The organism is Tumidithrix helvetica PCC 7403 (assembly GCF_965232925.1).
GTDB lineage: Bacteria > Cyanobacteriota > Cyanobacteriia > Pseudanabaenales > Pseudanabaenaceae > Tumidithrix > Tumidithrix helvetica.
On record NZ_CBDDRA010000007.1, the window covers coordinates 1 to 15,067 of the forward strand.

A 15,067-nucleotide genomic window follows, 5' to 3' on the forward strand; every position below is an offset into this window, starting at 1 on the left:
TCTTGGAGTTTCTGGAAAATCATTATTGTCAATGTCAATTTTGGTTAATTGATCATTGCTCTTTTGGCAGTTTGTGCCAAGCACCTGCTGCCTTTTTTTCTTTTTCTAGTCCAAAGTCCAGGTAGTTAACCTGAGACAGGTACTGAGAGATTTTCTAAGATGAACTGACGAATGACTGGGATAAATAATTGCCTCGATATAGCGTTTTTCACTTCGGAACAAGCAAGAGATATAGGGTCAAAGCTTTCTATAGCAGGCTTTCAACTATACTCTTCTCATTTGAACACCGCTATACTTGATATAGGTTGTCGATTAATCCCTTTGTTCGCATCGTTTGCAACTTGGCAAAAGCTCTGAGCGAACAGAAGAAATGGTTGCGAATCGCTTGTGTATCTCTGACTTGGAACCGCTCAATATTACAGACTTGCTTGATGACTCTGTGAAAACATTCAATTTGCCAGTGTTGATCGTGGACTTATTTGAATTCATGCCGACTGAGTTGCTTGAGTGCCTCTAAATCTTGCAGGTGCAGGATGTAATATCGGGCTTCGTTTTCAGTCCCTTCACCGTTCGTTTGTGTTTGCCAGACCAAAAGTAACCCAATAACTCTGTTTTACTCAGGTCACGATAGGGTTTATCCACTACGCTATCATCGATACTGGCTGTCCCTCCTTCAAAAATTTTTTCCCCTTTGACTTCGTCAAATAAGTCTTTGGGTGTGTAATTCTCCCGTAACAAAAAGCGGTTTACATAGAAATTGGACAAAAGCGTTATCAGCAAATGTTGCAATATCGACAATCTGACAAAGCAAACATGGACAAATGAAATTATCAAGCCGCTTTCACATTTACTTCAAACCTCACATCCATACCCGCACGCACCAACATCATCACCAATTTATCAATACTAAACCTCTCAATATCACCATTGATTAAATCGCTAATCCGAGGTTGAGTTTCACCAAAAAACAAAGCAGCTTGCTTTTGAGTCCATCCTTGAGACTGAATAAACCGCTTAATATTCAACATCAAGTCAGCCCGAATTTTGAGATTAAGAGCTTCTTCAGGTGCGAAACCCAAATCCTCAAATACATTCGCTCCACCTTGAATAACTTCAGGAACTTGATTCTGTGTCATTTGTTTGTTTTTTGATTTGTTGTGTTATGCCTAATATACCTTATTTGGCATATTTGCGATCGCTTGTTCGTGAAAGTATGGATATTTTAGGCGATCGCTTTGTGATTGAGATTAGGGGCGATCGCTGTTTTGATGTTGTTGATTATGCTGGGGGCGATCGCTTATGTGGTGGAAGTGTGGATATTTTAGGCGATCGCTTTGTGATTGAGATTAGGGGCGATCGCATCTTTTTGGGCATCGACCATACGGCTATTGCAGTCGGCAATACAGAGACAAGTCTAAAATTTTATCGCGATCTTTTGGGAATGCGCCTTGCAGGTACGAGTGAAAACTTTGGGACGGAGCAAGAGCACCTCAATAACGTATTTGGGGCAAAACTCCATATTAGTGGATTGAGAGCGACTACAGGCTTGGGCGTAGAATTTCTGGAATACCTCGCGCCAAGCGATGGCAAACCTTTCCCTTAAGTAGGGGCAATTCATGAATTGCCCCTACGCTCTATGTAAAGGAAAGAATTCCTCATGCATCAAATAGGAGCGCTATATGAAGTTATTCTCAGTTTCGCTTCAGCTTAGCTTTAGAGAAAGAGCGCATAATGCAATCAGTAGCACTCTATGTTAGGAAAGAATCTTAGGAAGAAATCTATGGAGCGATCGCTATTTATCCCCGTAATTTTAGGAACCGTCCGCCAAGGGCGTAAGAGCGAACATGTTGCTCAGTTTGTCATGCAAGAAGTTGCCAAACAACAAGGCGTTGAGACTGAGCTGATCGATATTCGCAATATTCCACTTTCCACGCTCGATGAGGGTGAGAATATTAAGGATAAAGGGTTCTCTGAGACAATCGACCGTGCTGATGGGCTGATTATCGTCGTGCCTGAATACAATCACGGCTACCCAGGTTTGCTCAAGCATGTCCTCGATACAAATTTAAAGGAATATATCCATAAAGCCGTGGGAATCTGCGGAGTTTCGGCAGGGCCGTTTGGCGGGACGAGGGTAATTCAAAATCTCTTGCCTGTGATGCGCGAGTTGGGTTTAGTGACGATCTTTTGGGACGGAAATTTCTCTAGTGTGCAAAATATCTTTGATGAGAGTGGAAACCTGCTAGAAGAAGCCTATATTCGCCGCATGGATAAGTTTTTAAAAGAATTGATCTGGATGTCAAAGGTACTGCGCTACGGGCGTGAGAATGTAGCGCTGGAATAATAAAGTTTTTCGCTCCATAAAAACAGCCTATTTAGAATCGTAGGAACAATTCATGAATTGCCCCTACGGGATCGAATCTGATTCTACTCCCCTCTTATTAAAGGGATTCAGGGGGATCTAAATCTTTAAACGTAGCAAATTAGCCATTCATAGGAGTACGATCGTGACAACCGCAGAAGAAATTAGATTAGCAGAAACGAGAAAAGGAACACCTTGGAAAAAATGGGGTTCCTTTCTGAGCGAGCGTCAATGGGGAACCGTGCGAGAAGATTACAGCGCCAATGGTACGGCGTGGGATTATTTTTCGCACGACCAGTCGCGATCGCGTGCCTACCGCTGGGGCGAAGATGGCATTGCTGGAATTTCAGACGATCGCCAGTTGCTTTGTTTTGCGATCGCGTTGTGGAACGGCGAAGATCCGATTCTTAAAGAGCGCTTATTTGGCTTGACAGGTAGCGAAGGCAATCATGGCGAGGATGTGAAGGAGTATTACTTTTATCTAGATAATACGCCGACGCATTCCTATATGAAGTATCTGTATAAATATCCGCAAGCTACCTTTCCCTACGCCGAGCTTGTGAATGAGAACAAACGCCGAGGTCGGAGAGAACCAGAATTTGAGTTACTCGAAACAGGCGTATTTGAAGAGAATCGCTACTTTGACGTGCAAGTGGAATATGCGAAAAACGCTCCTCAAGATATTGCGATTAAAATAAGCATTACCAATCATGCGGCAGAGCCAAAAACGCTACATCTTTTACCTTCTCTCTGGTTCCGCAATACCTGGTCTTGGAAAGACGATACACCTAAGCCCCAGCTATTAGCATTACAAGTTAATAATTCTCTGAATGTCATTGCTGCGGATAGTCCCGATTTGGGAAAAATGTGGTTGTATTGCCCAAATAGCCAAGAGTTACTATTTACTGAAAACGAGACTAACTATCAACGTATTTTTGGCATAGAAAATGCTTCTCCCTATGTCAAGGATGGTATCAACGATCGCATTGTCAATGGGAAAACCGAGGCGGTAAATCCAGAACAAAAGGGTACGAAAGCCGCAGCCCACTATTTACTGACGATTGCTGCGGGTGAGACCAAGGTAGTAACGCTACAATTGAGCGAAATTCCTCCCAATCAATTTACGCAAGGTGGCAGTTTTCCTCAAGCCAGTGTCGAAGAAATCTTCTCGAAACGCCTCCATGAAGCCGATGAATTCTATCAGCGCATTTCTCCCTTTGAGATGAGCGAAGATATGCGCAACGTGCAGCGACAAGCTTTTGCAGGCATGTTGTGGAGCAAACAATATTACAATTATTCCATCAAAGATTGGTTAGATGGCGATCCTGCTTTGCCAAAGCCTCCACGCGATCGCCAACAGGGCAGGAATTCGCAGTGGTTCCATTTGGAAACCGAAGATATTCTTTCCATGCCCGACACTTGGGAATATCCTTGGTTTGCCGCTTGGGATCTAGCCTTTCATGCCATTCCTTTAGCGATGCTCGATCCCGATTTTGCTAAGAGCCAACTGGATTTGATTACGAGAGAATGGTACATGCACCCCAACGGTCAGATTCCAGCCTACGAGTGGGCGTTTGGCGATGTCAACCCACCCGTCCATGCATGGGCAACTTGGCGCGTTTATAAAATAGAGCAAAAACTCTACGGACGTAGCGATCGCCAATTCTTAGAAAGGGTATTTCAAAAGCTCTTGCTGAACTTTACTTGGTGGGTCAATCGCAAGGATAGAGAAGGCAAAAATGTGTTTGAAGGTGGCTTTTTGGGATTGGATAATATCGGCGTGTTCGATCGCAGTGCCGAATTGCCTACGGGGGGCTACATCGAGCAGGCAGATGGTACGAGCTGGATGGGCATGTATTGTCTGAATCTATTGGCGATCGCTTTGGAGTTAGCCAAAGAGAATTCGGTCTATGAGGATATTGCCACCAAGTTTTTCGAGCACTTCCTCTATATTGCCGATGCCATGAATAAAGTCGGCGACAACCATACAGAACTATGGGACGAAGCCGATGGCTTCTTTTATGACGTATTGCATCTACCCAATGGCGAGCAGCTAAAGCTCAAGGTGCGATCGATGGTGGGACTGATTCCCCTGTTTGCGATTCAGACCTTAGAGCCAGATTTGCTAAATCAACTACCAGATTTTAAACGCAGAGTTGAGTGGTTTATCCAGCACCGTCCCGATCTCGCCCATAATGTCGCCTGTATAGAAGCAGAGGGAATGAAAGCCAGACGGTTATTGGCAATCTGCGATCGCCAAAAATTAGAGCGTATCCTCAAGAAAATGCTGGATGAAAGCGAATTTTTAGGAGACTATGGCATTCGGGCGATTTCTAAGTTCCACAGTTCTCACCCCTATATTTGGGAAACCAATGGCAATCAATATCGCGTTGATTACGAACCTGCCGAGTCTACGAGTGGTCTGTTTGGTGGCAATTCTAACTGGCGCGGTCCCGTATGGATGCCCGTTAATTTCCTAATTATCGAATCCCTGCAAAAATTCCATCATTACTTTGGCGATGACTTTAAAGTCGAGTATCCCACTGGCTCGGGGAAAATGCTCACGCTTTGGGAAGTATCTGTAGAACTCTCACGTCGACTGATCGATATTTTCTTAAAAAATCCTACGGGAAACCGTCCAGTTTATGGCGGACAGGCTCAATTTCAAACCGATCCTAACTGGAAAGATTTAGTTTTGTTCTATGAGTATTTTCATGGTGATAATGGTGCTGGCATCGGTGCGAGTCATCAGACGGGATGGACGGGTCTAGTTGCAAAGTTGATTCAACAGTCTAGCGAGTATGGTAGATCGACGCCAAATCTTGCTCTAGCTGATAATTTGTTAGAGGCATCTATGCCAAAGTAGTTAAAGACGTTCGAGGGTTTCGACTTCGCTCGGATCGCGAAACTCTCGAATACGAATAGTTAAATGTGGAACTTGTTGATTCATGGCAGGTCTACCCACTATGCTCTAATTTGTGCGATCGCGAATTTAGGTAAATACATGATGATCGGATTTAAGAATTTCACAAATAAGCTTAGAACAAAGAGCTTGGTTGCCTCTATCCTTACTTGTTGCCTTGCTTTTTTGCTAATTGTGAACCCATTGTGGGCGGAAACAACACCTTCACTAAGCAGTGACATCAATCCTTTTCTTCCTGCAAACCATAACAACAATATGGTTTATGCCCCAGTTAAACTGGATGGTCATATCCTATTTTTGGTGTCAGCGGAAGCCTCAAGCGGGCAGGGCATGTCACAGGGAAGTATGACACCCATTGAGACGAGGGCACAGGCGATCGAAAAATCGCTGTATAAAACAATCAATCGCGGTTTTGATGCCGATAGGCTGAAGGTTTCAACCAAAATAGAGAACAAATATGCTGACATTCTCTTGTCTGACGGGAGGGAATACGATAATTTTAGCCTGCTGGTCTATACCGAAATGGACGCGCGAATTAGTGGGTATACGCTTCAGGAAGCATCGGGTTATGTGGCTTACATTATCTATAAAGCTTTAATTCGCGCCCAAATTCAACGTCAGGCAGACTATCTCTGGTATCAGGGGTTAGTCTCCGCAGGAATTCTTTTTGCAGCGATTTTGATTAGTTTGGTTTTGCGTTTCTTTCAAAAACGATTGATGCTACGGTGGCGATCGCTGAAAGCCAGACAAGAAGAGGAAACACAAAAACTCATGTCTGCAAAAAATTTAGTTGATGCAGAAGACGAAGATTGCGATTCCTCCACTTTTGCTAATGTGATGATGTCACAGCAAATGGATTTTGAGAGAATCCTCAATCGTTACGACCTCTATAGACATTTGCTCCAATTAGGACATGTATTGGTGTGGTTGATTGGGATTGCTTGGATTGTCGGACTCTTTCCTTATACGCGCTGGTTGCAGGTGTTTGCGATCCAACAACCAATCCTGCTTGGAGTTTTTCTAGGTACAAATCTGGCGATTAAATATAGTGATGTCTCGATCGATCGCTTGTTAGCAAAGTGGGCAACTAGAGAATCGCTTACGCCCGAAGCAACTCAACGCTGGGTTCTAAGAATTAGTAGTTTTTCTCCCATTCTCAAAGTGGGAGTTGCCATTGTTTTGGTGGGCTTAGCGCTTTTTTACGTGTTGTATAGCTTTGGGATTCCGCTGACTCCTGTGTTGGCTGGAGCGGGGATTTTGGGCTTTGCGATCTCTCTCGGCGCACAAACACTGATCAAAGATCTGATTTGCGGCGCATTGATTTTAATTGAGGATCAGTACGCGATCGGTGATTTCGTACTTCTCAATGAAAATTTTGGCAGAGTCGAAAAGATGAATTTACGAATCACCTCCCTTCGCAATCGCCAAGGAACGATAATTATCACACCCAATAGCGATATCAGAGTTGTCCAAAATCTCTCTAAAGATTGGGCTAGAACTAAATTATTAATTTACATTGATTACAATACGGACATCGATGATGCCACTTTTGTAATCCAACAAGCGATCGATCAACTCAAAGCGGATGAGTTTTGGGGCGCTCAAATCATTGAGGCAGAAGTCAGGGGCATAGAGGATATTGATGCAGGTGGATTTAAGATTGGCGTGCGCTTTGAAACTAAGCCAGGAGTTTATCGTAAGGTGATCCGCGAGTATCGGAAACGCATGAAGCTAGCCTTCGATCTTGCAGGAATTAAATTAGCAACTCATGTATCGACGGTTATTAATATGAACCACTCTGAAGTATCAGAGGAGCCAAGGGATGAGCTTTCAAAACGCCCCATTGCGAAAATGTAAAATCAACATTGGGAGTATTTTTTGCAATAGGAACACATTTCTTTACCTACACAACATTTCATTTCTTTATAAATGTCTCAAACCCAGAATTAATCGCAATGCTTTACTTTGAGCCACCATACTATCCATTCGGTAACCACCTTGTGGAAGATAGGAATTTAAGGAAGAATGAATTTGTCTTTTTGATTTTTTTCTAAAGATTTAGAATCTGGGATTTTTTCTCTTCTACGTTCTCTCAATGCAACTCAAGCGCTTCTCTTTAAGTGGTGACATGACTTCCTCTGAGGAGGTTTATTGCTACTCAATTTTTTTACAACAGAACCGAGTGAAAGACGATGACTTATTTCAATCAATTGAGTCCTCAAGAATTTAGTCCCCTCAAATATAATCCTTTTGTCGTTACCTCTAAACCTCTCACCGATGACTGGAAACGATGGATTGCTGAGAATAAACTATTAGGTGCAGATGATGATTCGCTCGTTCAAACGCTAGTTCAGCATGGCATTGATGCGAATGCGGCACGTAGAGAGTTACAAATTGTTAGATCTCATCCCTATTTTCAAGCAGGTAGAAACTTTACCGATGCTCTCAAAAAACTTGAATCTCATGCCAATATCAGTATTAAACTGGCAGAGCTATCACCAAAACAACAACAAATAGAACGCAGAGAAAAGCTGACGCAACAGGAGTTTTTAGAAAATTATTATGCCACTAGCACCCCAGTGATTTTGACTGGGATGATGGAAAATTGGCCAGCTTTATCTCTATGGAGCCCTGAATATTTAAAGGCTAATTATGGCGAGGTTGAAATTGAAGTACAGACTGGCAGAAATTCAGATCCAATCCATGAAATTAACGTCGATCTACACCGCACAAAATTTCTCATGCGCGACTATGTTGACTTGATTGTTAACAGCGATCCTACGAATGATTTTTACATGGTTGCCAATAATCGCAATATCGAACGCGAAGGCATGAAAAGTCTCGTTGACCAGATCGAATTCTTCCCTGAATATCTAGATCCTCATAATACAGAAGGCAATTTTTTCTTTTGGCTTGGTCCTGCTGGCACGATTACACCATTGCATCAAGATACTGCAAATATATTTATGGCACAGGTTTACGGCCGCAAGCACTGGAAGATGATCCCCCCCTATTACAACCATTTAATCTATAACTACAGGGGCGTTTTTAGCGAAGTCAATTTAGACAACCCTGATTACGATCGCCATCCATTGTTCAAACAGGTAAAAACTATCGATGTGGTAGTAGAACCAGGGGAAGTGATTTTTATACCCGTTGCTTGGTGGCATTACGTGCGATCGCTGGACATCAGCATTTCACTTTCGTTTACCAATTTTATATTTCCCAATCAATACCAATGGAATTTTCCTGATATTAGGCGATAGATGCATAGGCAACAACCAAGCTACTCTCTATTGTGTCTTCTGAATCCTGGGTGTCAGAATTGAACTGACATATCAACGATTATGAGTCGTTTGCTTTACCAATCAGCCAACCCAGGCAGTGGTACGCATCCTAAAATAAGGAATTGCGTAACTTAAGATTTTGTCTAAATATTATAGGCGATCGCTCTATAGTCCGATAACATTTGGTCGAATTAATACGATTGGCGTTTGCTCGGAAGCATTGCCAGCAGGATTGAGCAAGAGGGCTTGGTTGAGTAACTTCTCGGAGACGCCTCCAGTTGCTGCTAACACTTTAACTCGTTTGAGATCGTTAACATCGACGATCGCTGCTTCTAAACCAGTTTCTGCCTTAATTTGGTCAACCACAGATTGGGGACGGTCTGGACCTAGCACGATAAATTGATCGTAGGGGGGTAGCGTACCCGTGACATCATCGATCAAACGCGCCTGCTCTCCTGCCAAAATGTAAAACAATCCGGGAAAGCGAAAAATTGCCTTGGCAAATGCACCCAAAATGAATGCGATCGCGACGCGCCATGCCCCAGACTCGTCAACCAGAACTTGCAAACCGCAAGCGGTTGCCAAACTCGAGGTGGACTGAAAGTAATAACACAAGCGTTTTGCCAGCCAGCCAGGTTTGACATCGCTGGGATGTCGCCAACGTCCCTGCATAATAGCCACGGGGGTTTCGGCGATCGTGACGATATCGCCTGCTTGGGCATGGTCGGTGACATAGCGCTGGATCGCTTCAACAGGGGTGTCGAGGACAGACAAAATATGGGTGCGAATCGGCAATACGTCAGCATCCTTAGTGGGTCGCCATCTTTCTCGTTGTTGCGTATCGGGAAATTGCAGGGGTACAATGCAATGCCTGAGTTTCTGGGTGCGCCCTTCAGGTCCGTAGGCAACATAGTGAATGCGCAACCAGGCTGTCTTGAGCGATTCTAGCTCTTCGCCTTGAAGGTCAAGCTGAATTTCTAGCTTTGTCTGTTCGCCTGGTTTGACAATGTAAGCTTCCCAATAGTTATCAGTGCGACTGGGTACATTCTCATGGTCGGCTCTAAGCTTGACTGTCTGAATAACGCGATCGAGGCTGCCGCTAGACAGTAAGGTAACCTCTGGTCTGACCTCAGTCAAAAATACATCGAGGCGATCTGTGTAGTTCGTTGCGGTGAATGTGAGTTGGAGCTGATAAAAGTTGGGTTCGTAGGCTGTAAATTCCCAAGTACCTGAGTCTAGCTCTAATAAGTTGCCCTGACGACTGGCAAATTGGAGTTCAAATAGTAACCATAAAAGTAAGATCAGTGCGATCGCTACCGCACTACCTATTGCTAAACCGACCAGAATATTCATGTCTAGTCCCTCAGAATTGCCCGCTTTAGACTACTACATAAATCGGCGATCTCAGCTAAACCATGAGGTTCTGCTAACCGTTTTACCATGGCACTACCGACGATCGCAGCATCTGCCCCCCAATCAACCACCAGCCGCGCATGTTCGGCTTGAGAAATACCAAAACCAACACCAATCGGTTTGTCGGTGACTCTGCGCAGATTTTCGATCATAGATTTTACATTTAAGGCAACCTTTGCGCGCACACCCGTCACGCCTGTGGAGCTAACCACATAAATAAAGCCTTGAGACTTTGCCGCGATCGCGGCGAGGCGTTCGGGTGGACTTGTGGGTGCTACTAGTAGAATTACTTCAATCCCAACTGCGGCAGCAGGTTCGAGCAAGACATGGGATTCTTCGAGGGGCAAATCTGGCACGACCAAGCCTCTTGCGCCCGCATCATAGATTTGTTGCAAAAACTGCTCGACCCCCAAATTGAGGATGGGGTTGTAGTAAGAAAATAAAATAATCGGCGATCGCAGTTCAGGGCTAACGGTGCGCACCACCTCTAAGACCTTTGCCAAGGTTGTCCCCGTTTGCAATGCCCTCGTTGCGGCAGCTTGAATCACAGGCCCATCCGCCAAGGGATCGGAGTAGGGGATGCCCAACTCAATCAGATCGGCTCCGTTGCGATCGAGTAATCGTAGGGCAGCGATCGTTGTTTCAAGATCTGGATCGCCCGCAGTAATAAAGGGGATCAAGGCTGCTTGCCCCTTAGCTCGCAATTCCTCTAATCGAGCAGAAACCGACACCATGCTGATACTTATCCCCAAAAAATTTAGTCCAACCCATAGTAATACCAATTCTTGACATACTTTTAGCAATCCATACCAATTTCAAGGGTATTTACGATCGATCGGGATGGGAAATCCTCCCAGGGCAAGGATTTTGGGGAAATGCTGCATAAATAGCAAAACCCTATGCCTGTTAGCCGAAATTGGATTTTGCCAATATACTTTGACAGAACAAACCCTCAACTTATCGTCTCAAGCTGCCCTACAGGTATGGTCAAAAAAATTATTTCGATTGGACTGCTCGTGTTCGTACCCATTTCGATCGCCGCCCATTTTCTAAATTTGAGTCCTTTAATCGTATTTGTTACTGCTGCGCTAGCGATTTTGCCTCTTGCCTCATGGTTGAGTACGGCAACCGAAGAAATTGCGGTGGTACTAGGCCCATCTTGGGGTGGTTTACTCAATGCCACCTTTGGAAATGCGACGGAACTGATTATTGCGCTGGTAGCTTTGAATGCAGGTCTGGTGGGTGTAGTCAAAGCCAGTATTACTGGCTCGATTATTGGAAATCTATTGCTAGTGATGGGTCTGGCGATGCTGCTGGGAGGATTGCGTTACAAGGAGCAGGAATTTCAGCCCACCTTGGCAAGGGTAAATGCCTCTGCCATGAATCTAGCGGTAATTGCGATTTTGCTGCCGACAGCGGTTAACTATACTTCAGTGGGGATCAGTCAAGGTACGCTCCAAGGACTGTCGATCGCAGTGGCAATTGTGCTGATGTTGGTCTATGGCTTGACGCTCCTGTTTTCCATGAAAACCCATGCCTATCTTTATGATGTTGGTGTATCAGAGTTTGAATCCGATGCCGCCGAGCATCCCAACGATCCGCCCCACGAAATCAACCTGTGGTTATGGGTGGGGGTATTGTTGGGCGTAACGATTTTTGTGGCGATCGAGTCAGAACTTTTGGTTGGAACGCTGGAAGAAGCGACTTCTCAACTGGGTCTATCCCAACTGTTTACGGGGGTAATTTTGCTGCCGATTATTGGCAATGCCGCCGAACATACAACAGCCGTAACCGTGGCAATGAAAAACAAAATGGAACTATCGGTATCAGTTGCCGTGGGTTCCAGCTTGCAGATCGCGTTATTTGTTGCACCCGTACTGGTAATTGCAGGTTGGTTTCTCGGGCAACCCATGGATTTAAATTTCAATCCCTTTGAATTGGTAGCCGTAGTGGTGGCAATTTTGATTGCCAATTCCATCAGTTCCGATGGTCGTTCTAACTGGCTTGAAGGTACACTCTTACTGGCTACCTACGCGATTTTGGGCTTCGCGTTCTATTTCCATCCTGTTTAAAGGCATCTAGCTTTAAGAAGATTCCCCACAGATGAAATAGAATAGGGGTTTTAAATATGGCAAAACGTAATATCTGCGATCGCATTCAGTCATTTAATCTCAGCCAAAATCGCGATTGCACCTTATTGGCACAAAAATATGAAGCCATGCGCTCTGATGCTTTTGTATTTTTGCGCGGGACTTGTCATCTGTTTTACCAAGATCTCCCTGTAAAGTCTTGGTTTAAAAAAGCCCCTCTGGTTTGGATCTGCGGCGATCTCCATATCGAAAATTTTGGTAGCTATAAAAGCGATCGCCGCAATCTTTACTTTGATATTAATGACTTTGACGAAGCAATTTTAGCACCCTGTACTTGGGAAGTTTCTCGCTTTCTTACCAGTATTTTTGTGGCAGCTTCATCCGTAAATATTCGCGAGCAAGATGCTGAATTGTTGTGTCAGCAGTTTTTAGCGGCTTATACCAAAGCCTTAGCTACAGGAAAAGCCTACTGGGTCGGGAAAGATACTGCCGAGGGAATGGTCGCAAGTCTTTTGGAACGCAAAAATCAAGAGAAGCGCATCGATTTACTCGAAAGGCGTACAGAGGTGATTAAAGGGCAACGAAAAATCAAAAACGATCCAAAGCGATCGCTTCCCATTTCAGCAGCACAACAAAAAAAACTGGAGAAATGGATGGAAGCGTTTGCCCGTAAGCAAGCCAACCCTCAATTTTTTAATTTACTGGATGCGGCACAGCGCATTGCTGGCACGGGTAGCCTAGGCATCGAGCGGTATATTCTCCTTGTCGAAGGTAATGGCTCTCCCGATCTCAATTATCTTTTAGATTTAAAAGCATCGGTTAGTTCTGCTCTACAGCCCTATGCGGTTTGGGAACAGCCAATATGGGGAACAGAGGCTGAGAGAGTGTTTGGCGTGCAAACAAGAATGCAAGCAGTTCCGATCGCATTTCTTGATGCCGTAGCGATCGATGGGAAATCCTATATTTTACGAGAACTTCAATCTACGCAAAGTCCTACAGATCGCCTCAAGTTAGAGAAATGGGATGACAAACTCAAGGAAGTAGGGGAATTGATGGAGTCTCTGGGACAGACTGTGGCATGGGCGCAACTTCGCAGCGGTGGCAGACAATACTCAGCGATCGCCGACCAACTAATTGATTTTGCTGGAATTGACAAGTGGAGAGATACGTTACTCACCTATGCTAGGGAATATAGCCATCAAGTTCAAGCGGACTGGCAGGAATTTAAAAAAGGCTGCGATCGACTTTTGGAAGATTTAAAGAGGCTGTAAATTAGATTGTGTAAATTGCATAGCGGTTTTCAAATGAGAACAGTACGGGCATCGCACTCCGCAAACCAACCAGAGATATCAGAACGAGAAGCAGCATTAAATGCCTCAGTAATCGCAGCATGAAGTTCATCTTTAGTCCTAGGAGCTATAGAACGCAGGATAGCCTTGACCTTAGACCAAAACAATTCAATTGGCGATAACTCAGGTGAATAAGTTGGCAGGAAGATTAAGGTGGCTCCCGCCTCCTCAATTGCTTCACGTACCGCATCGGTAACATGGAGGTTTAGATTATCCATAATCACCACTGCACCTGCCCACAATTGCGGTACCAATACCTCAGTCACATAGAACAAGTAAAGTCAAGATATCGTTGCTACCGAAAAAAGTCATTGTGGCAATGATGCCAGACATTGCGAGTGCTGCAATCATCGTCAAATTTTCACCTCGGCGATAGGGCTTGCTGCCATGAGCCCGTTGCCCTTTCTCTGAACGTGCATGGGTACGTGTCATGCTCTGATTTACCCCTGCTTCGTCGATAAAGATCAGGTTATCGGTTTCGATCGCCCAGAACAGGAGGTGATATTCCAGACGTAATTGTCTTACGGCTTCTGTATCTCGTTTATCTGCGTGCAGAGTTTTTTTTTCGACTGAACCCCATTTTGTTAATTGCTCGACTCATTGTGGGCACACTGACTAATACTCCCGTATGTTCTGCTAATTGTGTGGCGATTTCTGCTAAGGTAGCATCGTTTAGTAAAAATAGAGTGTAAAGGTTGCAATTACACTTAGCAGTTGAGGGTTTCGACTGTTTTCTCACACCGATGCCATCCGATAAAGGGTTAGCTTACAATCATCATATTTCTGCTTTTCTGTCAATGCGTAAGTCCTATACTCTATAAATCTTAGATAATGGATGATAGAGATATAGGGATAAGGGTAGGTCATGAAGGTAAAACTCACACGCAGTCAAGAACGGGTCTTAAATTTGTTGCAACAGCTTAGCAAGGCAGTTTCAGCCCAAAGCATCTATTCTGAGCTGCGGAATAGCGATCGCAGTGTGGGTTTAGCCACAGTCTATCGTTCGCTCGATACGCTCAAATTGCAAGGCTTAGTGAGGGCGCTAACGCTTTCAACTGGCGAAACGGTTTACAGTGTCATGCCCACAGATAAGCATCACCTCAATTGTTTGAATTGCGGAAAATCCGAACCGATCCACAGTTGTCCCCTGCATAACTTGGGGGCGGAGTTAAATCAGACCTATGACTTCAAGGTTTTTTATCACACCCTAGAGTTTTTTGGTCTTTGTAGTCAGTGCCAAACTGAACTGCTAGCGCCCAAAGTCAGCTAGTGAGAATCAGACTCAGAATCATTAACGCGCACTTCTAAAGCTTGAATCTTGCCATGGGCATCCAGCTCAACTACGTGAATCCCTTGCATCGCGAACATCTCACCATCTTGTCGTCGCCCCGCAATCGCCCAAGCAGCTTGGACGCCATTGTCCGTCAATTGGGTTGTCCAGACATGCTGCATGGCTGAGTACATCTGAAAAAACATGCGATAAAGCTGTGTAATCGCTTGCTTCCCCTTAACTTTAGAGCCACCCGCAGGCTGGACTTCGGCTTGCTCGGCAAATAGATCGACGAGTTCATCAAAAGCCGCTTCATCAAAGTTAGCGCGATCGGTTAACTGGAAATATTGATCGAGAACAGTCGTCATAATTT

The 15,067-nt window shown here is 44.6% G+C and carries 13 protein-coding genes, 1 tRNA gene and 2 pseudogenes; 8 read left to right on the forward strand and 8 right to left on the reverse strand.

From position 1 onward, the window contains the following. Positions 1 to 307 precede the first annotated feature (307 nt). Positions 308 to 834: pseudogene (locus ACP2WE_RS08210) on the reverse strand (transposase); the annotation flags it as partial. Next, the gene (locus ACP2WE_RS08215) at positions 831 to 1,136 is read right to left on the reverse strand and encodes a helix-turn-helix domain-containing protein (protein ID WP_425215072.1); all 306 of its coding nucleotides are present in this window, start codon (positions 1,134 to 1,136) and stop codon (positions 831 to 833) included. The gene ACP2WE_RS08215 and the pseudogene ACP2WE_RS08210, both read right to left, overlap by 4 nt. Before the next feature lie 218 nt (positions 1,137 to 1,354). Here ACP2WE_RS08215 and ACP2WE_RS08220 point away from each other — a divergent pair. The 5 genes and pseudogenes from ACP2WE_RS08220 to ACP2WE_RS08240 all read left to right on the forward strand — a co-directional run. Next, positions 1,355 to 1,600 (forward strand): annotated as a pseudogene (locus ACP2WE_RS08220) (VOC family protein); the annotation flags it as partial. A gap of 180 nt (positions 1,601 to 1,780) precedes the next feature. Beyond that, positions 1,781 to 2,344, forward strand: coding sequence for an NADPH-dependent FMN reductase (locus ACP2WE_RS08225; protein WP_425215073.1), 564 nt, complete (start codon positions 1,781 to 1,783; stop codon positions 2,342 to 2,344). 163 nt (positions 2,345 to 2,507) lie between these two features. Then, entirely contained in the window at positions 2,508 to 5,228 is a 2,721-nt protein-coding gene (locus ACP2WE_RS08230) for an MGH1-like glycoside hydrolase domain-containing protein (RefSeq protein WP_425215074.1), read from the forward strand. 63 nt (positions 5,229 to 5,291) lie between these two features. Next, a complete protein-coding gene (locus ACP2WE_RS08235; protein WP_425215075.1) occupies positions 5,292 to 7,142 on the forward strand; it encodes a mechanosensitive ion channel family protein in 1,851 nt (616 codons plus the stop codon). Positions 7,143 to 7,477: 335 nt separating this feature from the next. Beyond that, positions 7,478 to 8,551, forward strand: a complete 1,074-nt coding sequence (locus tag ACP2WE_RS08240; RefSeq protein ID WP_425215076.1) for a cupin-like domain-containing protein — start codon at positions 7,478 to 7,480, stop codon at positions 8,549 to 8,551. A gap of 44 nt (positions 8,552 to 8,595) precedes the next feature. On the opposite strand, the gene ACP2WE_RS08245 is transcribed toward ACP2WE_RS08240, so the two are convergent. From ACP2WE_RS08245 to trpA, 3 genes are all read right to left on the reverse strand, one after another. Then, positions 8,596 to 8,667, reverse strand: a tRNA-Met gene (locus ACP2WE_RS08245). A 70-nt stretch (positions 8,668 to 8,737) separates the two neighbouring features. Beyond that, positions 8,738 to 9,925: a F420-0:Gamma-glutamyl ligase gene (locus ACP2WE_RS08250; RefSeq protein ID WP_425215077.1), complete on the reverse strand. Its 1,188-nt coding sequence runs from the start codon at positions 9,923 to 9,925 to the stop codon at positions 8,738 to 8,740. A 2-nt stretch (positions 9,926 to 9,927) separates the two neighbouring features. Continuing rightward, a complete protein-coding gene (gene trpA, locus ACP2WE_RS08255) occupies positions 9,928 to 10,719 on the reverse strand; it encodes a tryptophan synthase subunit alpha (protein WP_425215078.1) in 792 nt (263 codons plus the stop codon). Positions 10,720 to 10,968: 249 nt separating this feature from the next. On the opposite strand from trpA, the gene cax reads away from it, so the two are divergent. Further along, entirely contained in the window at positions 10,969 to 12,057 is a 1,089-nt protein-coding gene (cax, locus tag ACP2WE_RS08260; RefSeq protein ID WP_425215079.1) for a calcium/proton exchanger, read from the forward strand. A gap of 56 nt (positions 12,058 to 12,113) precedes the next feature. Beyond that, complete coding sequence (locus tag ACP2WE_RS08265; protein ID WP_425215080.1) at positions 12,114 to 13,346, forward strand: DUF2252 domain-containing protein; 1,233 nt, start codon at positions 12,114 to 12,116, stop codon at positions 13,344 to 13,346. A 29-nt stretch (positions 13,347 to 13,375) separates the two neighbouring features. On the opposite strand, the gene ACP2WE_RS08270 is transcribed toward ACP2WE_RS08265, so the two are convergent. Together ACP2WE_RS08270 and ACP2WE_RS08275 are read right to left on the reverse strand one after the other, a co-directional pair. Further along, entirely contained in the window at positions 13,376 to 13,690 is a 315-nt protein-coding gene (locus tag ACP2WE_RS08270; protein ID WP_425215081.1) for a transposase, read from the reverse strand. Beyond that, entirely contained in the window at positions 13,683 to 13,979 is a 297-nt protein-coding gene (locus ACP2WE_RS08275; protein WP_425215269.1) for a transposase, read from the reverse strand. The genes ACP2WE_RS08270 and ACP2WE_RS08275 overlap by 8 nt, the downstream gene beginning before the upstream one ends. Before the next feature lie 310 nt (positions 13,980 to 14,289). Between ACP2WE_RS08275 and ACP2WE_RS08280 the strand changes: the two genes are divergently transcribed. Then, positions 14,290 to 14,694, forward strand: coding sequence for a Fur family transcriptional regulator (locus ACP2WE_RS08280; RefSeq protein ID WP_425215082.1), 405 nt, complete (start codon positions 14,290 to 14,292; stop codon positions 14,692 to 14,694). Here the strand turns inward: ACP2WE_RS08280 and ACP2WE_RS08285 are convergent. Further along, entirely contained in the window at positions 14,691 to 15,062 is a 372-nt protein-coding gene (locus tag ACP2WE_RS08285; RefSeq protein ID WP_425215083.1) for a nuclear transport factor 2 family protein, read from the reverse strand. The genes ACP2WE_RS08280 and ACP2WE_RS08285 overlap by 4 nt on opposite strands. Positions 15,063 to 15,067 lie beyond the last annotated feature (5 nt).